This window comes from Streptomyces sp. NBC_00582 (genome assembly GCF_036345155.1).
In the GTDB taxonomy this organism is placed as follows: Bacteria; Actinomycetota; Actinomycetes; order Streptomycetales; family Streptomycetaceae; genus Streptomyces.
In genome coordinates this window covers 6645493-6671108 of record NZ_CP107772.1, presented here as the reverse complement: position 1 = coordinate 6671108, position 25616 = coordinate 6645493, and the positions used below count along the sequence as shown (strand labels likewise).

Here is a 25616-nt window from a genome sequence, read left to right as displayed (position 1 = left end):
CACTGCGTAGCGATCTCATTACGAGCATGGCATGGAGAAGTCTCACTCTGTAACTTCTCATGAGAATCCATCGAGTGAATCTGACGTCGGCCCGCCCCCCGGCTGCCTAGCCTGATGAGGTTCTCCGGGCCCACCGCCCGGCCCATGGCGAAGGAGCCGCATGTCCGAACGGACCACAACCCGCCGTCGCCAACTAGGCGCGATGATGCGCAAGTTGCGTGCCCGCAAAGGGCTGACTCTTGAGGAGGCCGGGCAGCTCGTCGGGGTGTCGAAGGCAACGGTCAGCCGGTATGAGACCCAGGCCGGCCCGGTGAAGTGGCTCGTAGTCGATGCGCTGTGCCGCGAGTACGAGGCCACTGACTCCGAACGTAACGCCGTTGTAGCCATTGCCAAGAACGCCAGGCAACAGGGCTGGTGGAGCTCCTTCGCCGACTCCATCCCGGAGAGCATGAACCTGCTGCTTACGCTTGAGGACGAAGCCGTGCGCGAGAGCCACTTCGCTTGCGTCTACGTACCCGGACTCCTGCAGACGCGGACGTACAGCACAGCTCTGCAGAAGGCCAACGAAGTGCCGTTGGAACAGGCGGAAATCGAGCGCCTGGTCGACATCCGCATGAAGCGGCAGGAGATCCTCACCCGGCCGAAGCCGCTGCGTCTGTGGGCGATCCTCGACGAGTCCGTGATCCGGCGGGTCGTCGGGTCACCCGAGATCATGCGGGAGCAGCTCGACCGGCTGCTGAAAGCTAACGAGTCACCTCACATCACCCTTCAGGTGCTGCCCTTCGCCAAGGGTGCCCATGCCGCTGCGCTGGGCAGCTTCGTCATCATCGGTGGCCCCGAGCCCACCCTTGACGTGGTGTACGTCGACATCCATACGGGTTCCCTCTTCCTGGAGAAAGACGAGGAACTGGAGCGATACAGACTTGCGTTCGAGTACCTCCAGGCCCAAGCGTTGGACATGGAGGCCTCCTCCGCCATGATCCATCGCGCCCGCAAGGAGCTGTGAATGTCCTCCGGCCCTCACCCTGTCTCCGAGCCTGTCTGGTTCAAGTCGTCGTACAGCGGCGGTAACGCGACCGAGTGCGTGGAGGCCGCCTTTGTGCCGACCGGTGTGCTCGTGCGGGATTCCAAAGCTCCGGGCAGCCCCTGCGTGTCCGTGTCGGCCAACGCCTGGCGCTGGTTCTTGGGCTCCAGGTTGCGGTGATCTGCGTGCTCACGCTGCGCGTCAGGGGGGTCAGCAGTGGTAACTCTCCTGTTCCAGGTCAGCAGCCCTCACGCCCACCACACGACCGCGATGCCAAAACAACCAGCCACCCTCACCGTGTCTTCCCCGAATCCCCTGACCCTCATGAGCCCTTCGTGAACCCGAGGTGGCACAGAGGGCTGGCCGTTGCCCTCCTGGGCAAAGTCCCTTCAGCGACGAAGGAAGGCACGCATGCATGGCCTCGGAGACCATCTGACCATCGGCGAGCGCATCGCATTCCACCGGCGGCGTCGCGGATACACCCAGCAGGTCTTGGCCGGGCTCGTGGGCCGCAGCACCGACTGGCTGGCCAAGGCGGAGTCCGGCCGACGCAAGCCTCCCCGGATCGACATGCTCGCCGAACTGGCCCGGGTGCTCCGGGTGCCGCTCGGTGATCTGCTCGGGAAACCCGTGCTGATGGAGGACGAGCGGCAACAGGATGATGTCCCCGCCGTCCGGGACGCGTTGATGAGCCCTCGCCGTCTGTCCAGGCTGCTCTTCGGGCCCGAGGCCGAGAGTCAGCTCCCGTCTCCGAATGCGGTGGCCCCTCGTGTCGAGGCGGCGTGGGACGACTACCAGGCTGGGCGGCTCGGCAAGGTCATCGCTGCCCTCCCCGGACTTCTCCAGACCGCCCACGGGCTCGAGGACCGGGCTGTTCGGTCCTCCCCCGAGCGCATGGCCTCCTGGGCCGTCTCCGCACGCGTCCATCACCTCGCGGCGACGACGCTTGCCAAAGCGGGCGAGTCCGACCTCTCCTGGCTGGCGGCGGAGGGGGCCATGAGGGCCGCCGACGAATCGGGGAATCCGCTCGTCCTGGCCTCTGCCGCACGATCGGGCACTCACGCACTGCTGGCCAATGGCCGCTACGACGACGCCCTGGAGTTGGCGATGACCGCGTCGGGCTGGCTCTCCAGCCGAATCGAGGAGAGCGATCCGGCCGCACTGAGCCTGCTGGGCATGATCCATCTTCGGGCGGCCATCGCCGCGGCCCGACACCAGGACCGTTCCACGGCCATGAGCCTGCTGGGTCACGCCGCAGCGCTGGCCGACCGGCTCGGTGCCGACGAGAACCACTGGCACACCGGTTTCGGTCCCACGAACGTGATGCTGCACCGGCTGTCAGCAGAACTGGATCTCGACAACGTCACCTACGTGGTGGAGCACGGTGACATCGACGTCGACCATGTGGCAGCGGAACGGAGTGTCTCGCACCGGATCGACTACGCCAGGGCTCTGTGCCTCACCGGCCGCGTGGACTACGCGTTCATGCAATTGCGCTCGGCCGAGTCCACATCGCCTCAGCTCGTACGGAACAATCCTCGTGTCCGTGACACGCTGCGCGAACTGATCAAGCAGGCTCCGGTCACGGGCAGCACTCCGTCGTCGGAGTTGTTCGTGATGGCTCAACGGTGCAGGGCGGTGCAGTGAGCGTGAGCGAGAGCCGAGTCCTGGGAGTCGTCGGCACCGGCGCCGGCGGGGTCGAGACCCTGCGCAGGGGGCTCGTGCAGCCGGCGTTGGCGCGGGGCTGGCGTGTGGCGGTGACGCTCACGCCGACGGCGGGTCGCTGGCTGCGCTTGAGCGGCGAGGCCGACCGCTTGGAGGAGCTGACCGGTCTGCCCGTGCGGGACGAAGCACGGATGCCCGGCGACGTGAGCCCGCACCCCGGAGTGGACTGCTATGTGGTCGCCCCGGCGAGTGCCAACACGGTAGCCAAGCTCGCGACCGGCATCGCCGACAACCAGGCCCTGACGCAGGTAGGGGAAGCCATCGGCACTCTCGGACTGCCCGTCGTGGTGTTTCCCAGGGTCAACGCGGCCCATGTCCGCCACCCGGCCTGGAAGCGCCACATCGCGACGTTGCAGGAAGCCCATGTGCACCTCGTCCACGGGCCCGATATTTGGCCTCTGTACGAACCGCGGGAGGCCCCTGCAGGGCGGGAGCTTCCGTGGCCCGCCGTGCTCGACGCCGTCGCTCGTGTCATCGGCTGACCCGAAAAGCAGCTTCTGAGCTGCGAAAACAGCGAACCCGGACAGTTTGTCAGGGCTCACGGCCGGTCGGGTGGCGAAGCTGTCTTCTGCCCGGCCCACCAACGCCCCTTTGAGGCAATCAGCCGTCCTGAGACGGGAGTTCGTCATGCACGGCATGCGCTCGTCCCGGCGAAGCACACGTCAGCCGTAAGCGCGCTGCCGCCGTCCGGACAGGCGCTCTGGGCCCCGCCCTGGCCGCGTCGCCCGGCACGGCCAGGTACTCGGCATGTCATCAGGCGCCTCAGCTACGAGACGCCCTCCACAGGAAGGAGCACGAGGTGGCAGAAAGCACGGCACCGCCGCAGGCCCGGAACGGCCTCTTGGTGGCTGTAGAAGAGCTGGCAGCCGTCCACGACCGCTACGACAGCCTCCGGTCCGACAACGCCGGCAGTTCCGGCGACGCGCCGTGGCCTGGCGGTGACGGCAACCTCCACGACAGCGAGTAGCGACACATGACACGGGCCGACGTGCTCCGCCGTGTCGGCCCGTGCCGTGTCCCCGCCATGCAGTGGATCTCACAAAGAGTCCGAGGAGGACGTGATGAAGCATCGGTTGATCGATGCCGTGGAGACAGCGCTCAGCTGGAGCGGAGCGGAGGATCTCGGCAAGTACTTCGTCCGTGGCAGCACGGACGACCTGGATCTGATGTCCCGCATCCTGACCCCGCACCGCCTGCTCGACATCGCCATGCGCAGGAGCCTGAACCGCCCGCAATTCCGGGTCTTCCAGGACAGCGAAGAAGTACACCCGGCGGTCTACTTCACCGACAGTGTGAGTCCTCGGGGCCAGAGCATCCCCATGGTCAACATGCACAGCCTGGGCGCGCTCCTCCGGGACGGAGCGACCGTCATCCTCGACCAGGCCAACGTCTTCGATCCGACGATGGAGGTCGCGTGCCGCGCGCTGCAGTGGTGGTCGCGTGAGCGGGTCCAAGTCAACGCCTATCTGACCACGAACGAGGCATCCGGCTTCCCGCTCCACTGGGACGACCACGACGTGGTGATCGTCCAGCTCGCTGGAGAGAAGGAATGGGAGGTGCGCGGGGCTTCCCGGGTGGTGCCCATGTACCGCGACACCGACTCCAACAGCACGCCCAGCCAGGAGATTCTCTGGTCCGGGGTCATGAAGACCGGCGACGTGATGCACATTCCGCGAGGGCACTGGCACCAGGCGACGCGCAACGGTCATGGGTCCGGCTGGAGCCTTCACGTCACATTCGGCATCACCAAACGCACGGGGGCGAGTTGGCTTTCCTGGCTGGGTGACTGGTGCCGCGAGGACAAGGTGTTCCGGCACGACCTCGACCGCCGGCCCGGAGCCGACAGCCAGGAGCTGACCAATGCCGCGGCACGACTGATCGTGGAACGTCCGCCGGGCGAGTTCCTGGCCTCCTACGAGCAGGCGATGCCGCTTCCCAGGCACGTGCCCTTCATGGACGTCTTCGGACGGCTCGAGGCCGTGGTGTGCACCACTCACTTCCCGCCCCGGATCCAGGACAACGGGCGGACCGTCGATGTGTCCGCCTCGGGCAAGAGACTCACCTTCACAGCCGAGGCCCTGCCCTCGCTGCGACTGCTCCTGAGCGGTCGGCCAGTCTGCCTGGAGCGGGCAGTACCGGCGGTCGGAGCCGAAGTCGTGGAAGTCGCCGAAGCACTGGTGGAGGAGGATCTGTGCGCACTGCTGACCCCCGAATTGTCCTCGGGTTACACCGGTCTCGTCACGAACGCCGGCTCCTGACCGGCGCACTGGACCTGGGTGTCACCGAACTCGACACCAGCTCCAACTACCTCAACTTCCTCTCGCACGAAACGCTCAGGAGGACGGCCGCGGATCTTCTGCCGAGGTTCACCGTGTCCACGAAGGTCGGCTATTTCCCGAGACCGGACCGGGCCGAGCACTCCCTCGACCCCCTTCGGCTACGTACAGCCGTGGAGCAGACGGCCCGGGACCTGGGGCGCGAGCCGGATCTGGTGTTCCTGCACAACCCAGAACATTCGGTCCAAGGGCCTATCTCTCAGGGGCGGGACGCCCTGGCCCAAGCGTGCACCGCCCTGGACGACGCAACGACGCGGGGGATGTGCGGCGCTTGGGGCGTTGCTTCCTGGGATCCGGCACCGCTGGCGGGGCTGATCAACGGGATCACGCCGAGGCCGTCCGTGCTCATGGTTCGCGCCGGTCTGCTGGTCGGTACCCGAACGCTCGTAGCTGCGGAGGCACTTTCTGCAGCTTGGAGCCTGGCCGAGAGCGCGCTGCGGGGTATGAGCCCCTTCGGAGGTAGCACGAACGTTCCCGTATGGGACCGCGTGGATCCCCGGTTCTTCCTTCGAGACGGCGACGGGCTCTCTCGCATGCAAGCGGTCTTTCGGGCCGCCTACCACCTGCCACCGGTACGGGCGGTTGCTGTCGGTACCGATGATCCCGCCCACCTTCGCGAGCTGGTCGGCGCCCTGGCCCATGAGGTCGACGAGTGGGCGATCCGCGAGTACCGGAGACTCCTTCGAAGCAGGCCACCTGGTCAACCCGCCTGAAGCTCCGCGACGACCTGCTCCGCCCTGCGGCGGGCAGACTCCAAGCGTGGGTCCTCCGGATGCGCGCCCGGGCCGAGGATCTTGGAGCAGGTGAACAGCGTCATCAGCTTGCCGTCCCAGCTCTCGAGGTCGTGGCGCCGTTCGCGCAGCACGCGGTCGGCCAGGGCCGGGACGGCCAGGGAACTTCCCCACAGCGTCGCGGAGTCCAGTCCTCGCGGGGCGTTTCCCCAGTCCTCCCAGTCGAAGAGGCAGAAGGCCGGGGAGGTCATGTTGGCCCAGTTCAGATCGGCGTGGGCCGGGACCCAGCGCTCGACGGTGGTGTCGAAGTCACCGGGGAACGCGGCACGGATCGCCTGTGTGACCAGGGTCTGGGTGATGGTGACGGTGTCCGGCGTGGCGGTGCGGCTCGTGTGGTGCGCGGCGAGCGCGTCCAGCGTGTCGTTGAAGGCCTGCCACCATGTGTCTGTCAGCCCGGGATCGTCACTCAGCACGGCTGCGCCGACGGGGCTCCCGGGCAGGAGCTCTGTTTCGTCCGCCCGCCACATCACAGGTTCATCCGCGTCCTGCCAAACCACGCAACCGCGCCATACGGGTTGGGCGATGCCGACCAGCCGAGCGGCGCGCTCGGTTCCGTTCCAGCCCTGATCGCCGATCTTCTCCAGCAGGCGGCGCTCTACCCGGATCCAGGTGCTGCGGTCCGTGCGGGCTCCGACCGACCGTCGCTTCCGCACAACGCTGTTCGGGTCGAGGTGTGTCTGGAAGGAGCGGCTGACGTGATCGAGGATTTCGTCGACCGGATGAACGCGGAGGTCAACGGAGCGAACAGAGGCCACCGGAAGCGTCATGCAAGGGACCGTAGCAGCAGGTTCGCAGGCGGGCCGGTTGGGCATAGCCGTCGCCCGGTGCTGGGCTAGGTCCGGGGGACGTCCCTGATGAAGACGACCCCGTCCATGGTGGGCAAGTGGGTCGGGTCCAGGGGTGCGTAGCCGTGGTAGGGGGATGTTCGGGGGGTGAGGGGAGAGGTGGTCAGGGGGCGGGGGTCGATGAGGTGGGGGGTGGGTGGGAGGTCGTAGAGGAGGCCTTCGAGGGTGGTGGGGGGTGGGGGTGTGACCCCGTGGTGGGGGATGGTGCCCAGTGCTGTGGCCAGGAAGGCGTAGTCCTTGGTCAGGTGGGTGCCGGCCAGGGCGCCGGCGCTCCACCAGGTGAGGTGTTGGTCTGCCATGCGCATGGAGCTCTGGGGGCGTTGGAGGTGGGCGTTGTGGGCGTGGACGAGGGTGGGGCCGTGTGCGGCGAGGGCGAGGAGGTTGTCGGCCATCATGTGGGCGCGCAGGGCCACGAGGCGGGTCATGCGGCTCGGGGAGGGGTCGGCCATGGCCGCGTGGTAGCGGAGGAGGCCGGTGGCGGTGCGGGCGTACAGGGCGGCTCGGTTCCAGGGTTCCTCGCTGTCGTCCCGGGCGGGGGCCTGCGTGTCCAGCAGTGCCGTCAAGTCGTCTGCCAGTAGGCGCAGTTCCCTCGCCTCGGGGGAGCGGCCCGGTGACTTGGTCGGGTCCATCATCGCCGCCGGGTCGGTCCAGCGGGTGTCGGGGCCGAGGAGGTCCTCCAGGGTTTGCGCGGTGCACGGGAGGAGGTGCGGGACCACGTGTCGTGCGAGGTGGGTGTGGAGGGCCAGCAGGGCAGGGCGGGGGCTTTCCGCTCCGGTGATCTCCAGGGGGCCGTCGAAGCCGGCGAAGTGGATGCGGTCCGGGACGGGAGCGGATTCGTTGTGGGCTCGCATCCAGCGGATGAGGTCCCGATTGGCCTCCGACGCGCCGAAGCCGTGGGTGAAGCCTTTCGTCATGGCCTCGTCCAGGGTGCCGTCGCCCTTGGTGACGTAGTCGTCCACCAGGAGGGACGACAGGCAGTCGCTCTCGATGGCGATCGTGCGGTAGCCCTCCTGCTCGACGAGTTGGCGGAAGAGGTCGTTCCGGAGGGTGAGGAGAGGGTCCTCGCCGTGGGTGGGTTCGCCGAGGGCCAGCAGCCGGGGGCGGCGGCCGAGCAGCCTCATCACGGAGGTGGCATCGACGGCATGGGCGGTGTCCTTGATGTCAGTCGCCATGGCTTCAACGCTATCGTTGAAGGATCGGTTGAGACTTTGCAGGGAAAGCCGAAGGTATATGGGGCGGGAGTTTAAAAGTGGGGGGCGGCTGCGGCCCGTCGATCTGGCGCGGGCGCACGGGCTGTCCACGCAGGCCGTCCGGAATTACGAGGGGGAGGGCATCCTTCCGGCTGCGGGGCGCACGGCGCATGGCTATCGCACGTACACCCCGCTGCACGCCGCCGCGCTGCGCGCGTTCCTCGCCCTCGTGCCGGGGCACGGGCATCGGGCGGCGGCCGACATAATGCGGGCCGTGAACGCGGGGGTGAGCGAGGAGGCGTTTCGGGTCATCGACGAGACGCATGCCCAGCTGCTCGAGGACCGTCGGACTCTTCAGGCCGTGGAGCGTGCCCTTCGGGAGCTCGAGGCCATGGGGGGTCGGGAGGCGGCGGCGGCCGTCGTGCCCGGGGGGACCTTCATCGGGCCGTTGGCGCGGGAGTTGCGCGTCCGGCCCGCCACGCTTCGGGCGTGGGAGCGGGCCGGACTGGTGCGGCCGGGGCGGGATCCGCAGACCGGGTACCGGGTCTACGACGATGCCGACGTACGCGATGTCCGGCTCGCCCACCAGCTCCGGCGGGGTGGCTATCCGCTGGAGCGGATCGCCCCGCTGATCGCCCAGGTGCGGGAGGCCGGCGGGCTGGAGCCGCTCGAGGGCGCCCTGCGCGACTGGCGTGGGCGGTTGGCCGATCGTGGGCGGGCGCTGCTGGCCGGGTCCGCCGAGTTGGAGGCGTATCTGCGGGACATCAGCGCCGCGCGCGGGGCCGTGTGATCGGCGTGGTCGGCAGCCGGGGTCGGTGTGGTCAGCGTGGCAGGGACCGGCCCACCGCCTCCACCAGCGCAGCCGCCCTCGCGTCGGTCGGGTCCTCGATGATGTGGTTCATGACGTAGCCGAAGGCGAGGTCGTGCTCCGGGTCGGCGAAGCCGAGGGAGCCGCCTCGGCCGGGGTGGCCGAAGGCCTGGGGGCCGGTGAGGGGGACGGTGTCGGTGGGGATCATGTAGCCGGAGGCGAAGCGCATCGGGAGCATGAGGACGCGGTCCTGGCCCGCTGCCTGCTCCTTCGTCGCCGCGGCGACCGTCTCGGGGGCGAGCAGACGTACGCCGTCCACCTCGCCGACGAGGGCCGCGTACATGCGGGCCAGGCCGCGGGCGGTGCAGATGCCGTTGGAGGCGGGGAGTTCCGCCGCCTGGACCTCCGGGGAGTTGAAGTCGATCTCCGCCGGGTCCGTGATCGCGAACGCCCTGTTGGCCAGGGAGTCCGGGTCGAGCATCGCGGCCACCGCGGCGCGGTACTCCTCCGGGATCGCCTCCGGGGGGAGGGCGGCGAGGTCGACCGTCGGCTGCTGGTACGCCATCCTGCTGACACGGTCGCGTTCGCTCTCCGGCAGGCCTATGAAGAAGTCCAGGTCCAGCGGGGCGGCGATCTCGTCGGCGAAGTAGCGGCCCGGGGTGCGGCCGGACACCCTGCGGATCACCTCGCCGACCAGCCAGCCGTAGGTGCGGCCGTGGTAGCCGTGGGCGGTGCCCGGGGTCCAGGCGGGGCGTTGGGCCGCCAGGGCGGTGACCATCGGGTGCCAGTTCAGGGCGTCGGCCAACGGTACGGGCCGGTCCAGCGTCACCAGGCCGGCCTGGTGGGACAGCAGCCAGCGCACCGGGATGTCGGCCTTGCCGTGCGCGGCGAACTCTGGCCAGTACTCGGCCACCGGCGCGTCCAGGTCCAGCTCGCCGCGCTGGGCCAGCAGATGCGCGGCGGTCGCGGTCGCGCCCTTGGTCGCCGAGTAGACCAGTTGGAGGGTGTCCCGGGTCCAGGGGCGGCCGGTGTCCTCGTCGGCGGTGCCGGCCCACAGGTCCACCACCGTGCGGCCCCGGTGGTACACGCACACCGCCGCGCCGATGTCGCCGCGCTGTGCGAAGTTCGCCGCGAATGCCTCACGCACCGGCTCGAAACCGGGCGCGACCTCACCCTCGATACGCTCCGTCGTCGTCATGCCGCTCATCCTGGCAGCGCGCTTCCCGCGCGGGCGCGGGGTTTTCGGCCTCCCGTCACCGCCCGGGCGGCACCTCGTCCAGGGTCTTCGCGAGGTGCGCCAGGACGTGCGGCCAGCCCTCGCCCATGCCGTCCAGGGCCGCCCGGCCCGGGGAGTCGAGGTCGAAGCCCTCGTGCGTGAGGAAGAGGCGGGTGCCGGTGCCCTCCGGCTCCAGGCGCCAGGTGATCGTCGTATCGAGGCTGCCCTCGGCGAAGCTGTAGCGCAGGAGGCGTTCGGGGTCGGCGGCCAGGACCTCGCAGGGCTGTACGCCCCAGGGGCCCATGTCGAGGGTGAAGCGGTGGCCGACGACCGGGCGTACGTCACCGGCGGCCCACCAGCGGGCGTGCAGGTCCGGGTCCGTGAGCGCCTTCCAGACGGCGGCCGGGGGGTGCGGGAGGAACTGGTCGCAGTGGATCGCGGGGGTGTCGCTCATGGGTGGGGGTCCTCTGTGATGTCGTGCGCGTGCTTGTGCTCGGGCTCCTGCGCGTGTTTGTGCTCGGGCTCCTGCGCGTGTTTGTGCTCGGGCTCGCGGTCGGGCGCGGGCTCGTGTTTGTGCTCGGCCTTGTCTCCGGGCTCGGCCTTGTCTCCGGGCTCGGGCTCGTGTCCGTGCTCGGGCTCGTCTCCGGGCTCGGCCAGCACTTCGGCCAGTGAGCGCAGCCGTGCGCGCCAGTAGTGTTCGAAGGGGTGCAGCCATGCGCCGACCTCGGCCAGGGGGGCCGGTTCCAGGTGGTAGAAGCGCTGGCGGCCACGCGGTTCCTCGCGTACGAGGTGGGCCAGGCGCAGTACCTGGAGGTGCTCGGAGACGGCCGGGCGGCTCAGTGCGAAGCGGCCGGCGAGGTCGTTGACCGGGCGGGGGCCGTCGCGCAGGGCTTCGAGGAGTTGGCGGCGCACGGGATGGGCGAGGGCGCCGAAGACGTCCTGGGGCATGCCATCGACCATACGTCGGAGATTTCCGACGCGTCAACGGCCGGCCGGCGGATCGGCGGCGACCCTCCCGGCTGTGAGCCACGCCACGGGAACCGCCCCCGTGGCCCGGAGAGGTACATGTGTGAGGTCTGTGAGGTCTGTGAGGTCCGACGATGACGACGACGGCCGGTTGCGCGGGCGGGTGCGGGGCGGGGAACGCGAGGCGTTCGCCGAGCTGTACGAGCGGTACGCCACGCCCGTCTACCACCATGCCCTGCGGCTGACCGGCGACTGGTCGGCGGCCGAGGAGGTCATGTCCGAGACGTTCCTGGCCGCTTGGCGGGGGCGGGAGGACGTGGAGGTCGAAGGGGGGTCGCTGCGGCCCTGGTTGTTCGGGATCGCGACCAACAAGGCGCGCAACGCCGACCGGAGCCTGCGGCGGCGGCTCGTCTTCCTCGCCCGGCGGTCCACGGAAGAGGCGGTCGACGACTTCGCCGAGGACGTCGCGGGGCGGGTGGACGACGCCCGGCGCCTCGCCGAGGTACGGCGGGTGCTGGGGCGGCTGCGGCGGCACGAACGTGAGGTCATCGCGCTGTGCGTGTGGGGCGGGCTCGACTACGCGCAGGCCGCGGAGGCGCTCGGGGTGCCCGTGGGGACCGTACGGTCGCGGCTGTCGCGGGCACGGGGCCGGTTGCGGACCTTCGTGGAGCAGGAGGGACGTACAGCACGTCAGCCGCATCAGCCGCATCAGCCGCATCAGCCGCATCAGCCGCATCAGCCGCATCAGTCTCGTACAGGACGTATGGAACCGCTCGCGCGTCGCGGAGAGGTAGAGAGTGAGGCCGCGTTCGTGGCCCTGCCCCTTCAGGAGGAAGCCCGATGAACGAGCACGACGAGCGGGAGGAACTGGGTCGGCTGCTGCCGGCCGTTCCTGTCGAGCGGGGGCTGCCTGCTGAGCGTCACTCTCACCACAAGGACGTACTGATGCAGCTCATCGACCGGGACCAGCGGGATCAGCGGGACCCGCGGGACCAGCGGAATCGCCGCCCTCGGATTTCGCCGCTACGGCTCCCCCGGCCCGCTCTCCTCGCCGGGGCCGTCGCCGTCGCGCTGGCCGCGGGGCTGACCGTCGGGGTCGGCGCGGGCCGGGACGCGGGCAGCGCGCCGGACCGGGCCGCTGTGAGCGGCGCGCCCAGCGGCGGGAGCCGCAGCGCGGTGGTCACGCTCGACCGGATCGCCGCCGTCGCGATGCGCACCGACGTCGGGCCGGTGAAGGAGGGGCAGTTCGTGTATGTGCGCACTCGCGCCTCCGAGAACGAGGCCGACTGGGGGAAGCCGGTGAAGCCCGGCGCGCTCCACGACCGGGAGGTGTGGTTCTCGCAGAAGCAGGGGCCGCTGGTCGAGTACGGGCTGATCCGCGAGAACGGGGACGACTTCCCGATCCGGATCCTGGTGCCGAAGGGCTCGGACGGGGAACGCGCCGGGATCGACCGGCCCACCTACGCCTGGCTCGCCTCCCTGCCCACCGATCCGGGCGCCCTGCTGAAGAAGCTGTACGCCGAGACGCCCGTCTCCGAGGGGGAGGACCAGGACCAGGAGGTCTTCCGGCGGATCGGTGAGCTCGTCCAGGAACAGCTCCTGCCGTCCGCCACGGCCGCCGCGATCTACCGGGCCACCGCCCGGATTCCCGGGGTGACGGAGGTCGCCGACGCGGTGGACGCGGCGGGGCGGCACGGCATCGCCATCGCACGGGAGGACACCCGGATGGGCCTGCGCACCGAGTGGATCTTCGATCCCGACACCCTCGGGTATCTCGGCGAACGGTCCGTGCTCACCCGGACCTCGGCCATGGGCAGGGCGGGGACCGTGTTCGACACGCGCGCCGTACTGGAACGCGCGGTCGTCGACAAGCGGGGGCAGGAGCCGGGCGAGCGGCGGCGCGTGTCCCGTAGCTGAGGCAGGGAACCGGTGGGGGTGTCCGGCTGCGGCGTGGTTAGCCTCTTGGCCAGGAGAAGGACTGTGCGGAGGAGGCGGACATGGCGAGGGTTCCCAGTTCGGTGATCGCGGCCGGTGGGCTCGTCGGGGGGTACGGGGTGGCCCGGTGGACGAGGAAGCGGCAGCTCGGTGGGGCCGTGCTGGCCGTCGCGGGGGCCGCGGCGGCGCAGCAGTGGCGGGAACGGGCGGGCGGGAAGGCCGCGGGGGCGCTGGGCGCCGCGTACGTCGCCGCGTTCGCCGGTTCGCATCCGCTGGCGAAGAAGGTGGGCGCCTGGCCGGCCGTCTTCGGGGTCGCCGGCGCCGTCGCGCTGGCCTCGTGGGCGGTGGCGGACCGGCGGCGCTGAGCCCCGATCGGCTGAGGGGTCCCCGGGCCCCCGCCTGAGGGGTCCCCGGGCTCCCTCAGGCGCCCGACGCCTCCTCGTCCGGCACCCACCGCAGGACATCGCCGGGCTGGCAGTCGAGGGTGCGGCAGATCGCGTCCAGGGTGGTGAAGCGGACCGCCTTGGCGCGGCCGTTCTTCAGGACGGCCACGTTGGCGGGGGTGATGCCGACGGCCTCGGCGAACTCGCCCACCGACAGACCGCGCCGGGCCAGCAGCAGGTCGAGGTCGACGACGATCGCCATCAGACCACCTCGGCGATCTCGGTCTGCAGGTCGGTCGCCTTGCGGAGCAGTCCGCGCATCACGACGACGAGCATCGCGAACGCCGCCCCCACCCCGACGGCCAGCCCCGCCGCCCCGAGCGCGCTGATCATCTGCATGGCGCCGTCGGGGGCCGGTATGTCGGCGAAGGCCAGATGCCCGGTGACCCCGAGCGCCAGCAGCGTGGCCGTGACGGCCGCGCCGATGATGACGTCGACCCACCGGAAGGCCCGCGCGGTGAAGATCGCGTCGCGTTCGATCATGCCGAGCAGCATCCACATCCCGACGAGCACGACCTGGACGCAGGCCACGCCGAGGATCGCCACCGTGGCGTAGGGCAGGGCGAAGGGCTCGTACGGCGGGAACCGGTCGACCTCGTCGGCGGCGGTGCCGGGGATGACGACGATCTGACCGAAGAGGCCGCCCAGGAAGGCGGCGACGATGCCGGCGCGCAGCACGGCGACGAAGAGTCGATGCATATATCGATTGTCGATCGAGACCTATCGAAAATCAATAGCTTTCTATCGGAACTCAATAGGTCGAACGTGCGTCCGCCCCGTCCAGCCCCGATCGGAACGACCTTCGGTACCCCTGCGGGCTGGTCCCCACCACCCGGCGGAAGCGCTCCCGGAACGCCGTCGGGGAGCCGAAGCCCGACTGGGCGGCGATCCGTTCGACCGGGTGGGCCGTCGTCTCCAGCAGGTGCTGCGCGCGCCGCACCCGCGCCCGGTGCAGCCATTGCAGCGGGGTCGTCCCGGTCTGCTCGCGGAAGCGGCGGTTGAGGGTACGGCTGCTCATGCCGGCACGCTCCGCGATCTGCTCCAGCGTCAGGTCCCGCGCGCAGTGCTCCTGAAGCCAGGACAGCAGCGGCTCCAGGGTCGCCCCGGCCGGCGCCGGCGGCAGATCATGGACGATGAACTGCGCCTGGCCGCCCTCCCGTTCGAGCGGCATGACGGACATCCGGGCCGCGTGGGCGGCGACGGCCGAGCCGTAGTCCTTGCGGATCATGTGCAGACACATGTCCAGGGCGGCGGCCGCGCCCGCCGAGGTGAGGAACCGGCCGTTGTCGACGTAGAGGACGTTCGGGTCGACCGTGATCGCGGGGTAGCGGGCCGCCAGGTCCGGTGCGGCGATCCAGTGGGTCGTCGCGCGCAGACCGTCCAGCAGGCCGGTCGCGGCGAGCAGGAACGCGCCGGAGCAGATCGAGGCGATGCGGATGCCGTGCGCCGCCGCCTCGCGCAGGGCCTCGCAGACGCCCGGCGGGAGTACCCGCGGCGGGTCCGCGACCCCCGGCAGCACGATCGTGTCCGCCTCCGCCAGCGCCTCCAGACCGTACGGCGCGCGCAGGGTGAACGCCCCCGTCCGTACCTCACCGTCCGGCTCGGGCGAACAGACCCGCACCCGGTAGGCCTCACGGCCGTCGGGCAGCCGGGCCCAGCCGAAGGTGTCGATCGGGGCGGACAGATCGAAGGGGACGACGCCGTCCAGCGCCAGTACGGCCACGGTGTGCATGGCGGGAGCGTAGGCATACGACGGCTTCCCGCCAAGGCGGGAGGGGAGCCGGCATGGCCCGGCCCGGTCCTGGGGGGCTGCGGAGTTCTGCGGGGTGCTCAGGGTGCTGCGGGGTGCTGCGGGGTGTGTCGTGGCCCCGGTGACCTGCGTCATCGTGATGGCGAGAATCCGTCGATCCCTGGCACTCGCGCCACTTCTCCGAGGTCACGGCGCCGCCTAGCGTCGGGCCGTGACCAAGTTCCTCCTCGCCGTCCACGTCCTCGTCGCGATCGTCGCCATCGGTCCCGTCAGCGTCGCCGCCAGCATGTTCCCGCCCGCCGCCCGCCGCTTCCTCGCGGCACCCGACGACGCCCGCGCGGGCGCGACCGTACGGGTGCTGCATCGCGTCTGCCAGGTGTACGCCGCCGTCGGCATCGCCGTTCCCGTGTTCGGGTTCGCCACCGCGAGCGCCATGGGGGTCATGGGCAGCGCCTGGCTGATCGCGTCGACCGTGCTGACCGTGCTGGCGGCCGGGGTGCTGCTCGTGCTCGTCCTGCCCCGGCAGGAGGTGCTCGTCGAGGGTGAGGGCAGCCGGGAGACCACCGTCCGGCTCGCCATGTTCACCGGGATCTTCAACCTGCTGTGGGCGACGGTGACGATCCTGATGATCGTACGGCCCGGGTCGACCACCGGGGCGTAGCCGTCGAAGACGTCCACGACGTCAACGACCGCCCCTGGCACCACTTTTCGTTATCCCCCGGGGCACCGGCCGTCTCCTCGGGCATGCACCTGACTCGACCTCTGCGAATCAGCCGCCGCAGCATGCTGAAGGCCGCCGGGGTGGCGGCCGGGGCCGGCGCCCTCGGTGTCACCGCCGCCCCCACGGCGAGCGCCGCGGGCTACGCCCACCCCGGACTGCTGCACACCCGCGCCGACCTGGACCGGATGGCCGCCAAGGTGAAGGCCGGCGCAGCGCCCTACACCGCCGGGTACGCCAGGCTGACCGCCAACGGGCGCGCGCAGAGCGGCTGGACGCCCCGGCCGCAGGCGACGGTGTACCGGGGCGCGGGCTCGCCCGAGAACTACGCGCTCCTCTACAAGGACCTGGCCGCCGCCTACCAGAACGCGCTGCGCTACCACGTCGGCGGCGACAGCGCGCACGCCGACACCGCCGTCGCCATCCTCAACGCCTGGTCCGGGACGCTCACCTCGCTCGCGGGCTCCGCCGACCGGTTCCTGGCCGCCGGGCTGTACGGCTACCAGGCCGCCAACGCCGCCGAGCTCGTCCGGGACCGGCCGGACTTCGAGCTCGAACGCTTCCAGAAGATGCTGACGACCGTGTTCTCGCCGCTCAGCGAGAGCTTCCTGGTCCAGCACAACGGCGCGGTCCTCACCAACTACTGGCCCAACTGGGACCTCACCGCCATGGCCTGCGTCCTCGCGACGGGGATCTTCTGCGACGACGGCGCCAAGGTCGAGCAGGCCGTGGAGTACTTCAAGAACGGGGCCGGGCTGGGCTCCGTGCGGAAGGCCATCCCCGTCGTCCACGAGGACGGCCTCGCCGAGTGGCTGGAGGCCGGCCGCGACCAGGGGCACTCGCTGCTCGGGGTGGGGCTGATGGGGACCGTGTGCGAGATGGCGTGGAACCAGGGCATCGATCTGTACGGGTACGACGACAACCGCTTCCTCAAGGGCGCCCAGTACGTGGCCAAGTGGTGCCTGGGCGGGGAGGTCGCGTACACCGCCAACACGCGGCGGAAGGGGGCGGTGCACGGGTGGTCGGGGAGTGAGACCGCTTCCGCCGCGGCCGGGGTGAATCCGGCGATGATGCGTCCCGTCTGGGCGATGATCTCCAACCACTACACCAAGCGGCGGGGGCTGTCCGCGCCGTATCTGACGCGGATCGCGGCGAAGGCGGCGCCGGAGGGCGGGGGCGGGGACTACGGGGACGCCAGCGGGGGGTACGACCAGTTGGGGTTCGGGACGCTAACGTTCACCCGGGACAGGGTGAGCGGCACTTCCGGCGACGCAACCGGCGGGGCTTCGAGCAGCCCCTCCCCCTCCCCCTCTGCCTCCGCCTCCGCCTCTGCCTCAGCCTCTGCCTCCGGTGGGAAGAGGACGCAGGCCGAGAGCGGTGACCTCGCCGCCACCGGGTCCGGCGACGCCGTCGCCTGGACCGCGGCCACGGGTCTCACGGCCCTCGCCGGGGGTCTGCTCCTGCTGCGCCGCCGCGACCGGGCTCGGCGCGAAGCCGAGTAGACGACGACAGCCCCTCAGGGGCGCGGGGAACCGCGCGATCCACCACGACGGACCCGCAGGCTACGCCGTGCTCGTCGCTCCCTTCGGCTTCGCCACCGCCGCCGCCGTCAGCGGGCGGGCGATGTCCTCCAGGGAGCGGCGTTCCGCCTTCACCGCCAGGAACGCGGCCACCAGGCCCGCCGCGCACATCAGGGTCGCGCCGATGGAGAAGGCGAGGACCGTGTCGGCGACCTTGCCCGTTTCGGTGAGATCGGCGAAGAGGAGGGGGCCGCTGATGCCGCCGGCGGCGGTGCCGAGGGCGTAGAAGAAGGCGATGGACATGGCGCGGGTCTCCATCGGGAAGATCTCGGAGACCGTGAGGTAGGCGCTGGAGGCACCGGCGGAGGCGAAGAAGAGGACCGCGCACCAGCAGGCCGTCATGGTGGTCGCGTTCAGCGCGCCCCGGTCGAACAGCCAGGCCGTGCCGAAGAGCAGCAGGCCGGACAGGACGTACGTCGAGGAGATCATCGCCCTGCGGCCGACCGTGTCGAAAAGCTTGCCCAGCAGCAGCGGGCCGCAGAAGTTGCCGATCGCGATGACGGCGAAGTAGTAGCCGGTGTTGCCGCTCGGTACGTCGAAGAACGTGGTGAGGATGGCGCCGAAGCCGAAGGTGATCGCGTTGTAGAGGAACGCCTGGCCGATGAAGAGGGAGAAGCCGAGGACGGCCCGGCGGCGGTAGCGGGAGAACACCGTGCGGCCGATCTCCAGGAAGGTCACGCTGCGGCGCTGGTGGATGGTGAGCTCGCCCTCGGGACGGGCGAGCGGCTCGCCCCGCTCCGCCTCCACGCGTCGTTCGATCGACGTCACGATCTCCTCGGCCTCCCGGTCCCGGCCGTGGATCAGCAGCCAGCGCGGGCTCTCCGGGACATGACGGCGTACGAGGAGGATCGCCAGGGCGAGGACGGCGCCGAGGGCGAAGGTCAGCCGCCAGCCGACGTCCGCCGCGAAGATCGAGGTGTTCAGGGCGACGATCGACAGCAGCGAACCGGCGACCGCGCCCACCCAGAAACTGCCGTTGATGATCAGGTCGACCCGGCCCCGGTACTCGGCGGGGATCAGTTCGTCGATCGCGGAGTTGATCGCCGCGTACTCGCCGCCGATGCCGAAGCCGGTGAGGAAGCGGAACAGCAGGAACCACCAGGTGTCGAAGGACACTGCGGTCAGGGCGGTGGCGGCCAGATAGACCGCCAGGGTGATCATGAAGAGCCTTTTGCGGCCCCAGCGGTCGGTGAGACGGCCCCAGAAGAGGGCTCCGATGCAGGCGCCCGCGACATACAGGGCGGCGGCGATGCCGGTGACCTCGCCGGAGGTGATCGGCAGCCCGCTGCCGGGCTCGGAGAGACGGCCTGCGATGTTGCCGACGACGGTGACCTCCAGGCCGTCCAGGATCCAGACCGTGCCCAGGCCGATGACGATCGTCCAGTGCCAGCGGGACCAGGGCAGCCGGTCGAGGCGTGCCGGGATGTCGGTGGTGAGGGTGCGGCCGGTCGCGGCCTGATCGGTGGTCGCCATGCCCTCCCGGGTGCCCCGCGCCGAACGGCCTACGCCCCGGCCGCGATCACCCGAGCCCCGCCCCGACGGCCCCGCCCCCGCCGGAATTCCCCCGACCGGTCAGCCCATGTCCTTCACACAAACCCCGACCGAACGGCCCCCGCGCCTTCGCGCACGCCCCGGCCGAACGGCCCCCACGCTTTCACCCACACCCCAGCCGACCAGCCCACGCGCCTTCACCCACACCCCAGCCGACCAGCCCCCACGCCTTCACCCACACCCCAGCCGACCAGCCCACGCGCCTTCACCCACACCCCAGCCGACCAGCCCACGCGCCTTCACCCACACCCCGGCCGAACGGCCCACGCGCCTTCACCCACACCCCGGCCGACCAGCCCACACGCCTTCACCCACACCCCAGCCGAACGGCCCACGGCCCCTGTCACCAAACCACAGCCCAACCGCACACGCGCGTGCGCGTCGGCGCCGACCGGCCCACCCCTTCCCGCCCGGCCCCGCCGAAACGACCCACGCCCCCCGTCCACGCCCCCGTACACCCCCGACCCCACAACTCACCCCCCTCGCCCAAACCCCCCGTCCCGCCCCCGGCCGGAGGCCTACGCGCCGAGTGCTCGCGCCACCGTGTAGATCAGCAGGCCCGCCAGTGAGCCGACCACCGTGCCGTTGATGCGGATGAACTGCAGGTCGCGGCCGATGTTGGCCTCGATCTTGCGGGTCGTGTGGTCCGGGTCCCAGCTCGCGACCGTGTCGGTGATCAGGGAGGTGATCTCCTTGCGGTACGTCGTCACGACGTGCACCGCCACACCCTCGACCCAGCCGTCGACCTTCGCCTGCACCTTCGGCTCGGTCGCCATCCGCGCGCCCAGCGTCAGCAGCGAGGCCCGCACCCTGAGCCGCAGCTCGCTGCGCTCGTCCTCCGCGGCCGCGACGATCATGGATCGTACGGCGGCCCAGGCGGACGCGATGAGGTCCTGGACCTCGCCCCGGCCCAGCGCCTCGCCCTTGAGCCGCTCCACCCGCGCCCGGGTCTCCGTGTCGGACTGCAGGTCGGAGGCGAAGTCGGTGAGGAAGCGGTCCAGGGCGCCGCGGGCCGGGTGGGAGGGCATGTCACGGATCTCCGCGCAGAAGCGCAGCAGCTCCCGGTAGACGCGCTCGCCGATCCGCTTGTCGACGAAGCGGGGCGTCCAGCCGGGGGCGCCGCCCTCCACCGCGTCGATCACCGAGTCGCCGTGCAGCATCAGCCAGTCGTACGCCTTCGCCACCACCAGGTCCACCGCCCGCCGGTGCCCGCCGTCCGCGACGATCCGCTCCAGCATCTTGCCCATGCCGGGCGCAATCTCCTGGGCGTCGGCGCGCCGGGTGATCGCCTCGCTCACCACCGCCTGGACGTCCGTGTCGCGCAGCACGGTCAGAGCGCCCCGCAGGGCCGTGGCCAGCTCGGCGGTCACCCGGTCCGCGTGCTCGGGGTCGGCCAGCCAGGACCCGAGGCGGGTGCCGATGCCCACGGCGCGCAGCCGCTGCCGTACGACGTCCTCGGAGAGGAAGTTCTCGCCGACGAACTCACCCAGCGAGACGCCGAGCTGGTCCTTCTTGTTCGGGATGATCGCCGTGTGCGGGATGGGCAGGCCCAGCGGATGGCGGAAGAGGGCCGTGACCGCGAACCAGTCGGCCAGCGCGCCCACCATGCCGGCCTCGGCCGCCGCCGCCACATAGCCCGCCCAGGCACCGGCGCCCGCGTGGGACGCCCACTCGGCGAGGCCGTAGACCACGGCGACGAACAGCAGCAGCCCGGCCGCGGTGAGCTTCATACGCCGTACGCCGCGCTGTTTCTCCTCGTCGGCGGCGCTGAAGACGGTCATCGCGCGCGCCGGGTTCTTACCGGTCGGTACCGAATTCGTACGCTCCATCAACTCCACCCGTTCCCCGGTCCCCCGTGTCCCGCACGCAAATATTGTCCCTGCTTGACCGACTCCTGGAACGGAACAAGAGTTCCCGACGTCACTCATACGGGGGAGCTCAACGGTGAACTCCTGAACGCAGTCCGGAGCAACGCCGCTCCCTTCGCCGAGGAGAACCGCACCCGCATGACCAAGCACCACGGTTATGCCCTGCTCTGCGCGATGGTCGCGCTTGTCGTGGCCCTGTCCGGAGCCCTCTACGCCGGGGTCGCGGCCGATCACGGTCCCGGGCACCGCGAGGAGAACGCCCTCGCCCTGCCGCAGGACCCGGCGGGGTCCGCCGTCCCCGCCTCCACCGGTGTCTGGGTCGGCACCTGGGGCACCTCCCCCGCCGGCGGTGAGCCGGGCACCGCGGCCACCGGCATGGCGGGCCGCACGGTCCGCAACGTCGTGCACACCAGCGTCGGCGGTACGCGCGCCCGCGTCACCCTGTCCAACCTCTACGGCACCCGCCCGCTGACCGTCACCCACGCCACCCTCGCCGTCGCCGCCGACGAGCACGGCGCGGCGGCAACCCCCGGCACCCTGCGCCGGCTCACCTTCGGCGGCGCCGCCACCGTCACCGTCCCGCCCGGCGGGCAGACCGTCAGCGACGCGGTCCCCGTCGCCGTCCCGCACGACTCCGACGTCCTCGTCAGCACCTACTCCCCCACCTCCTCCGGACCGGTCACCTACCACCCGCACGCCCGGCAGACCAGCTATGTCGCCGACGGCGAGCACACCGAGGACGAGACCGGCACCGCGTACACCGGCACCAGCGCGTACTGGCGCTACCTCACCGCGCTCGACGTCCTCAGCACCGAGGCCGAGGGCACGCTCGTCGCCCTCGGTGACTCCATCACCGACGGGATCACCTCCACCGCCGACGCCGACCGCCGCTGGCCGGACGTCCTCGCCGACCGGCTGCGCGCCGCCGCCCGCTCCGGCGCGGACACCCCCCGCTACGGGGTCGTCAACGCGGGGATCAGCGGCAACCAGGTCCTCGCCGACGACCCCCGCCGCGGCGCCGCCGGCGTCCACCGCTTCGACCGGGACGTCCTCGCCCGCCCCGGCGTCAAGGCCGTCGTCATCGACCTCGGCATCAACGACATCCTCCGCAACCCGCGGCTCGCCGACCCCGACGCGGTCGTGGCAGGCCTGCGCACCCTCGTCGCCCGCGCCCACGCCCACGGCATCAAGGTAATCGGCAGCACCCTCACCCCGTTCCGCGGCCACCGCGGGTACGGCGCGGACCGCGAGGACGTGCGCCGGCGGATCAACGAGGCGATCCGCGCGGGCGGGGTGTACGACACGGTCGTCGACTTCGACCAGGCCCTACGGGACCCGTACGACCCCCGCAGCCTCGGCCCGGAGTACGACTCCGGCGACCACCTGCACCCCAGTGACCTGGGCTACCGCAGGATGGCGGAGACGCTCGACCTGGCCGATCTGAGGGACTCGGCGCTACGCGCCTAGCTCCCGCTCACCGCCCTCCCCCACCTCTTTGCGGGCGGCCCGTCGCTCCAGTTTCGCCTGGCGGCGGGCCGCGCGGCTCAGCTTGCGTTCCACGCCGACGCCGCCCCAGAACGCGAAGCCGCTCACGATCACCCGGGGTGCCCCCGGCTCCCCCGCCACGCCCGTCTCCCGCTGATCGAATCCCCCCATGATCCCGATCCCGCGGACCACCACCTCCACCCCCGGCGGCACCACGATCTGCACCCCGCCCATGATCGCCACACAGCTGATCTCGACCTCGCCGGCCGCGAAGTCCGCCTCCCGCAGATCGAGCTCCCCACCGCCCCAGAAGGCGACGGCGGTGAACCGCCGGGGCACGATCCAGCGCCCCTTGCGCTGGAAGCCGGACATCACCGCGATCGCCCGGCCCGTCGACTCCTCGGCGCCCACGATCCGCCCGGCCCAACTCCCCTCCGGCACCGGGTCCTTGCGCAGGGAGACGGCGGGCGTGACCCCGTGGGCGGGCAGATCACGGGTGATCGGCGCCAACTCGCCGTACGTCCGCGCCCGATACGTGTGCTCCAGCCGCTCCTCGAACTCCGCCATGTCCAGGCGTCCCTCGGCGAGGGCGTCCCGCAGGACCTCGGCGACCCGTTCACGGTCGGCGTCGGATGCTCTGAGGTCCGGGACTGCGGCGTCGTCGGTCATGCGGGCAGCCTACGAGCTCCGGGCGCCCGGCACCACGGCATCACGTTCGACGTACATCTTCGCGATCACCGCCTCGATGTCGGGCTCCCGCACCGACAGATCCACCAGTGGACACTCCGCCGCGATCCGCGCCACCAGCGGGGCCGCCGACGCCGACGCCGGGAACGCCAGCCACTGCCGCGGCCCCTCCACCCTCACCACCCGCGCACCGGCCACCTCGATCGGCGGGAGCTCCCGCTCCAGGTCCACCACCAGGGTCCGCTCGCTCTCCCCCGCCTCGTGCAGCCCGGCGAGCGGACCGTCGTAGACCAGATGTCCGTGGTCGATGACCATGACCCGGGAGCAGAGCTGCTCGATGTCCTGGAGGTCGTGGGTGGTGAGCAGGACCGTCGTGCCGCGCTCGGTGTTCAGCTCGCGCAGGAACTCCCGCACCCGCGCCTTGGAGACGACGTCGAGGCCGATCGTCGGCTCGTCCAGGTAGAGCACGTCGGGGTCGTGCAGCAGGGCCGCCGCGATGTCGCCGCGCATCCGCTGACCGAGCGAGAGCTGCCGTACGGGGACGTCCAGCAGGGCTTCCAGGTCGAGGAGTTCGACGAGACGGTCGAGGTTCTCCCGGTAACGGGTGTCCGGGATGCGGTACATGCGGTGCATCAGCCGGTAGGAGTCGATCAGGGGGAGGTCCCACCACAGGGTGGTGCGCTGGCCGAACACCACCCCGATGCGGTGCGCGAGCCGGGTCCGCTCCCGCGACGGATCGATGCCCGCCACCCGCAGCCGGCCGCCGCTCGGCACCAGGATGCCGGTCAGCATCTTGATGGTCGTCGACTTCCCGGCGCCGTTCGGCCCGATGTAGCCGACCATCTCCCCGCGCGCCACGGTGAAGGAGATCGCGTCGACCGCCCGCACCCGCCGCACCTCCCGCTTCAGGAAGCCGGTCCTCTTCCGCACGTCGAAGACCTTCTCGACGCGGTCCAGTTCGATGAAAGCGTCCACCGTCGGCTCTCTTCCCACCGTCACCTTCCGGATCAACTCCCCGTACTCCGATACGACCTGAGCCCCGCCCGCCACGCCAGCCCGGCCAGGACCCAACACGCCACCGCCACCAGCGGCGGGGTGAACGCCGCCCACCCCGGCAGCCCCAGCGGATACGGCCGGTCCAGCACATGGGCGGCCGGCACCCAGTTGACGAAGGCCAGCGGGAACATGAACGTCACCCCGCGCACCAGCTCCCTGCCGAACACGGTCGGCGGGTACTGCAACAGCGTCTGACCGCCGTACGTGAACGCGGCCTGCACCTCGGAGGCGTCCTGCGCGACGAACTGGAAGGACGCGCCCGCCACGAACACCGCCGAGAAGATCACCCCGCCGCACACCACCATCACCGGCAGCAGCAGCACCTTCGCCGGCGTCCAGTGGACGTCCACCGCGACCAGGGCGTACCCCAGCACGACCAGCCCCTGCGTGATCCGGCCCAGCCGGCGCAGCGCGAACCGGTCCGCGGCGACCTGCGCCAGCACCGGCGCCGGCCGCACCAGCAGCGTGTCGAGCGTGCCGTCCCGCACCCGGCTGCCGAGCCGGCCCGCCGACCCCATCGCCAGGTCCGCGATCCCGAACGACGTCGCCGACAGCCCGTACAACAGGGCGACCTCGGGCAGCGCGTAGCCGCCGAGGCTGTCCACCCGGGAGAACATCAGCAAGATCGCGACAAAGTCCAGCCCGGTCACCACCGCCCCGCCGAGCGCCGTCATCACGAACGACACCCGGTAGGCCATCGTGGAACGGATCCACATCCCGGCGATCATCCGGTACGCCCGCAGCCCCTCCAGGACCGGGCCGCGCTCCACCGGCCGAAGATCCTCAGCCACCCTGCACCACCACCCGCCGCGTCGCCGCCGACTGCACCAGCCGCCCCGCCCCCAGCAGCACCACCGCCCACACCGCCTGGAACGCCAGCCCCGGCAGCGGATCCGCCTCCCCCAGCAGCACATCGGCCGGCACCTGCAGCTGCGCCGCCCACGGCAGCAGCCGTACGGCCTCGCCGAGCACCCCCGGGAACGCGTTCAGAGGCAGCGTCATCCCCGAGCAGAAGATCCCCGTGACCATCAGCACCTGCAGCGCGCCCGTGCCGTCCATCAGCCAGAAACCGCTCAGCGCCACCAGGTACCGGATCCCGAAACTGACCACCATCGCGAGCACCAGCGTGACCAGGAACGCCAGCCAGGTGCCCACGTCACCCGGGAGAGCGGTGGGGAAGAACAACACCCCGAACACGAAAGGGATCACCCCGCGGCCCAGCAACTGGAACAGCGCCCGCCCCAGGTCGTTCGCCAGCCACCACCCCTGAAGATCGGCCGGCCGGTAGAGGTCGACCGCGATCTCGCCCGAGCGGATGCGCTCCATGAGATCGGTCTCGAAGCCGCCGCCCTGGATCGCCAGCGTCGCGTACAGCGCCTGCCCCAGCCATACGAACGTCACCGCCTGCGCCTGGTCGTAGCCCCCGAGGTGCGGCCGCTCGTCCCACAACGCCAGGTATGTGTAGACGAGGATCAGGCCGAAAACCGTGTTGGTGAACACCCCTGCGGCAGTGGCCACCCGATAGGTCGCGTACCTTCTGAAACCCCCCGCTGCGACGGCCGCGTACAACCGCGCCGAACCCACGGCAACCTTCCTCCTCGCCCGCTCGTCCACCTCTACGACACCGAAGCGCAGGAGCCTA

At 70.9% G+C, this 25616-nt stretch carries 28 protein-coding genes; 14 read left to right on the top strand and 14 right to left on the bottom strand.

Annotated features, from left to right (window positions below):
* The first annotated feature begins 160 nt into the window (after nt 1-160).
* The 7 genes from OG852_RS29950 to OG852_RS29920 all read left to right on the top strand — a co-directional run bounded on the left by OG852_RS29950 (nt 161) and on the right by OG852_RS29920 (nt 5798).
* Nucleotides 161-1006, top strand: coding sequence for a helix-turn-helix domain-containing protein (locus tag OG852_RS29950; protein WP_330349505.1), 846 nt, complete (start codon nt 161-163; stop codon nt 1004-1006).
* The gene (locus OG852_RS29945) at nt 1007-1204 is read left to right on the top strand and encodes a DUF397 domain-containing protein (protein WP_330349504.1); all 198 of its coding nucleotides are present in this window, start codon (nt 1007-1009) and stop codon (nt 1202-1204) included.
* Between the two features lie 231 nt (nt 1205-1435).
* The gene (locus OG852_RS29940) at nt 1436-2671 is read left to right on the top strand and encodes a helix-turn-helix domain-containing protein (protein WP_330349503.1); all 1236 of its coding nucleotides are present in this window, start codon (nt 1436-1438) and stop codon (nt 2669-2671) included.
* A 2-nt stretch (nt 2672-2673) separates the two neighbouring features.
* Complete coding sequence (locus OG852_RS29935) at nt 2674-3231, top strand: flavoprotein (protein ID WP_330349502.1); 558 nt, start codon at nt 2674-2676, stop codon at nt 3229-3231.
* 317 nt (nt 3232-3548) lie between these two features.
* Nucleotides 3549-3716 (top strand): hypothetical protein, encoded by a 168-nt coding sequence (locus tag OG852_RS29930; protein ID WP_330349501.1) that lies wholly within the window; start codon nt 3549-3551, stop codon nt 3714-3716.
* A 94-nt stretch (nt 3717-3810) separates the two neighbouring features.
* Nucleotides 3811-5007 (top strand): JmjC domain-containing protein, encoded by a 1197-nt coding sequence (locus tag OG852_RS29925; RefSeq protein WP_330349500.1) that lies wholly within the window; start codon nt 3811-3813, stop codon nt 5005-5007.
* Entirely contained in the window at nt 4941-5798 is an 858-nt protein-coding gene (locus OG852_RS29920; RefSeq protein ID WP_330349499.1) for an aldo/keto reductase, read from the top strand. Before OG852_RS29925 ends, OG852_RS29920 begins: the two co-directional genes overlap by 67 nt.
* Here the strand turns inward: OG852_RS29920 and OG852_RS29915 are convergent.
* Both OG852_RS29915 and OG852_RS29910 read right to left on the bottom strand, forming a co-directional pair.
* On the bottom strand, nt 5786-6643 hold the full coding sequence (locus tag OG852_RS29915) for a hypothetical protein (RefSeq protein WP_330349498.1): 858 nt from the start codon (nt 6641-6643) through the stop codon (nt 5786-5788). The two genes, OG852_RS29920 and OG852_RS29915, sit on opposite strands and share 13 nt — an antisense overlap.
* A 65-nt stretch (nt 6644-6708) precedes the next feature.
* Complete coding sequence (locus tag OG852_RS29910; RefSeq protein WP_330349497.1) at nt 6709-7893, bottom strand: erythromycin esterase family protein; 1185 nt, start codon at nt 7891-7893, stop codon at nt 6709-6711.
* 58 nt (nt 7894-7951) lie between these two features.
* Here OG852_RS29910 and OG852_RS29905 point away from each other — a divergent pair, with 58 nt between their 5' ends.
* Nucleotides 7952-8701 carry a TioE family transcriptional regulator gene (locus tag OG852_RS29905; RefSeq protein ID WP_330349496.1) on the top strand — a complete coding sequence of 250 codons (750 nt, stop codon included), beginning with the start codon at nt 7952-7954 and terminating at the stop codon, nt 8699-8701.
* 31 nt (nt 8702-8732) lie between these two features.
* Here OG852_RS29905 and OG852_RS29900 read toward each other — a convergent pair whose 3' ends face one another.
* From OG852_RS29900 to OG852_RS29890, 3 genes are read right to left on the bottom strand one after another with little or no spacing between them, the layout of a single operon-like run.
* Entirely contained in the window at nt 8733-9926 is a 1194-nt protein-coding gene (locus OG852_RS29900) for a serine hydrolase domain-containing protein (protein WP_443064580.1), read from the bottom strand.
* Between the two features lie 46 nt (nt 9927-9972).
* Complete coding sequence (locus tag OG852_RS29895; protein ID WP_330349494.1) at nt 9973-10389, bottom strand: SRPBCC family protein; 417 nt, start codon at nt 10387-10389, stop codon at nt 9973-9975.
* The gene (locus tag OG852_RS29890) at nt 10386-10883 is read right to left on the bottom strand and encodes a metalloregulator ArsR/SmtB family transcription factor (RefSeq protein ID WP_330349493.1); all 498 of its coding nucleotides are present in this window, start codon (nt 10881-10883) and stop codon (nt 10386-10388) included. Before OG852_RS29890 ends, OG852_RS29895 begins: the two co-directional genes overlap by 4 nt.
* Before the next feature lie 169 nt (nt 10884-11052).
* Between OG852_RS29890 and OG852_RS29885 the strand changes: the two genes are divergently transcribed.
* The 3 genes from OG852_RS29885 to OG852_RS29875 all read left to right on the top strand — a co-directional run bounded on the left by OG852_RS29885 (nt 11053) and on the right by OG852_RS29875 (nt 13201).
* Nucleotides 11053-11745 (top strand): RNA polymerase sigma factor, encoded by a 693-nt coding sequence (locus OG852_RS29885; protein WP_330351524.1) that lies wholly within the window; start codon nt 11053-11055, stop codon nt 11743-11745.
* Nucleotides 11742-12818, top strand: coding sequence for a CU044_5270 family protein (locus OG852_RS29880; RefSeq protein WP_330349492.1), 1077 nt, complete (start codon nt 11742-11744; stop codon nt 12816-12818). The genes OG852_RS29885 and OG852_RS29880 overlap by 4 nt, the downstream gene beginning before the upstream one ends.
* 80 nt (nt 12819-12898) lie before the next feature.
* Nucleotides 12899-13201, top strand: coding sequence for a hypothetical protein (locus OG852_RS29875; RefSeq protein WP_133915037.1), 303 nt, complete (start codon nt 12899-12901; stop codon nt 13199-13201).
* Nucleotides 13202-13256: 55 nt separating this feature from the next.
* Here the strand turns inward: OG852_RS29875 and OG852_RS29870 are convergent, their stop codons facing one another.
* Genes OG852_RS29870 through OG852_RS29860 form a run of 3 tightly spaced genes read right to left on the bottom strand, consistent with a single transcriptional unit; the run spans nt 13257 to nt 15011 of the window.
* Nucleotides 13257-13481 (bottom strand): helix-turn-helix domain-containing protein, encoded by a 225-nt coding sequence (locus tag OG852_RS29870; RefSeq protein WP_133915036.1) that lies wholly within the window; start codon nt 13479-13481, stop codon nt 13257-13259.
* Complete coding sequence (locus OG852_RS29865) at nt 13481-13978, bottom strand: DUF2975 domain-containing protein (protein WP_133915035.1); 498 nt, start codon at nt 13976-13978, stop codon at nt 13481-13483. The genes OG852_RS29870 and OG852_RS29865 overlap by 1 nt, the downstream gene beginning before the upstream one ends.
* Nucleotides 13979-14030: 52 nt before the next feature.
* Entirely contained in the window at nt 14031-15011 is a 981-nt protein-coding gene (locus OG852_RS29860; RefSeq protein ID WP_133915034.1) for a GlxA family transcriptional regulator, read from the bottom strand.
* Nucleotides 15012-15240: 229 nt separating this feature from the next.
* Here OG852_RS29860 and OG852_RS29855 point away from each other — a divergent pair, with 229 nt between their 5' ends.
* Together OG852_RS29855 and OG852_RS29850 are read left to right on the top strand one after the other, a co-directional pair.
* The gene (locus tag OG852_RS29855) at nt 15241-15690 is read left to right on the top strand and encodes a hypothetical protein (RefSeq protein WP_133915033.1); all 450 of its coding nucleotides are present in this window, start codon (nt 15241-15243) and stop codon (nt 15688-15690) included.
* A 122-nt stretch (nt 15691-15812) separates the two neighbouring features.
* Nucleotides 15813-17249, top strand: a complete 1437-nt coding sequence (locus tag OG852_RS29850) for an alginate lyase family protein (RefSeq protein ID WP_133915032.1) — start codon at nt 15813-15815, stop codon at nt 17247-17249.
* A 60-nt stretch (nt 17250-17309) separates the two neighbouring features.
* Here the strand turns inward: OG852_RS29850 and OG852_RS29845 are convergent, their stop codons facing one another.
* Together OG852_RS29845 and OG852_RS29840 are read right to left on the bottom strand one after the other, a co-directional pair.
* Nucleotides 17310-18800, bottom strand: a complete 1491-nt coding sequence (locus OG852_RS29845; RefSeq protein WP_330349491.1) for an MFS transporter — start codon at nt 18798-18800, stop codon at nt 17310-17312.
* 596 nt (nt 18801-19396) lie between these two features.
* The gene (locus OG852_RS29840) at nt 19397-20707 is read right to left on the bottom strand and encodes a DUF445 domain-containing protein (RefSeq protein WP_330349490.1); all 1311 of its coding nucleotides are present in this window, start codon (nt 20705-20707) and stop codon (nt 19397-19399) included.
* Nucleotides 20708-20884: 177 nt separating this feature from the next.
* Here OG852_RS29840 and OG852_RS29835 point away from each other — a divergent pair, with 177 nt between their 5' ends.
* On the top strand, nt 20885-22213 hold the full coding sequence (locus OG852_RS29835) for an SGNH/GDSL hydrolase family protein (protein ID WP_330349489.1): 1329 nt from the start codon (nt 20885-20887) through the stop codon (nt 22211-22213).
* On the opposite strand, the gene OG852_RS29830 is transcribed toward OG852_RS29835, so the two are convergent.
* Genes OG852_RS29830 through OG852_RS29815 form a run of 4 tightly spaced genes read right to left on the bottom strand, consistent with a single transcriptional unit; the run spans nt 22202 to nt 25558 of the window.
* Nucleotides 22202-22900, bottom strand: coding sequence for a DUF1707 SHOCT-like domain-containing protein (locus tag OG852_RS29830; protein WP_133915029.1), 699 nt, complete (start codon nt 22898-22900; stop codon nt 22202-22204). The two genes, OG852_RS29835 and OG852_RS29830, sit on opposite strands and share 12 nt — an antisense overlap.
* A gap of 9 nt (nt 22901-22909) precedes the next feature.
* Nucleotides 22910-23929 (bottom strand): ABC transporter ATP-binding protein, encoded by a 1020-nt coding sequence (locus tag OG852_RS29825; protein WP_443064579.1) that lies wholly within the window; start codon nt 23927-23929, stop codon nt 22910-22912.
* On the bottom strand, nt 23926-24702 hold the full coding sequence (locus OG852_RS29820) for an ABC transporter permease (protein ID WP_330351523.1): 777 nt from the start codon (nt 24700-24702) through the stop codon (nt 23926-23928). Before OG852_RS29820 ends, OG852_RS29825 begins: the two co-directional genes overlap by 4 nt.
* Nucleotides 24703-24757: 55 nt before the next feature.
* Nucleotides 24758-25558, bottom strand: a complete 801-nt coding sequence (locus OG852_RS29815) for an ABC transporter permease (RefSeq protein WP_330349487.1) — start codon at nt 25556-25558, stop codon at nt 24758-24760.
* Between the last annotated feature and the right edge of the window lie 58 nt (nt 25559-25616).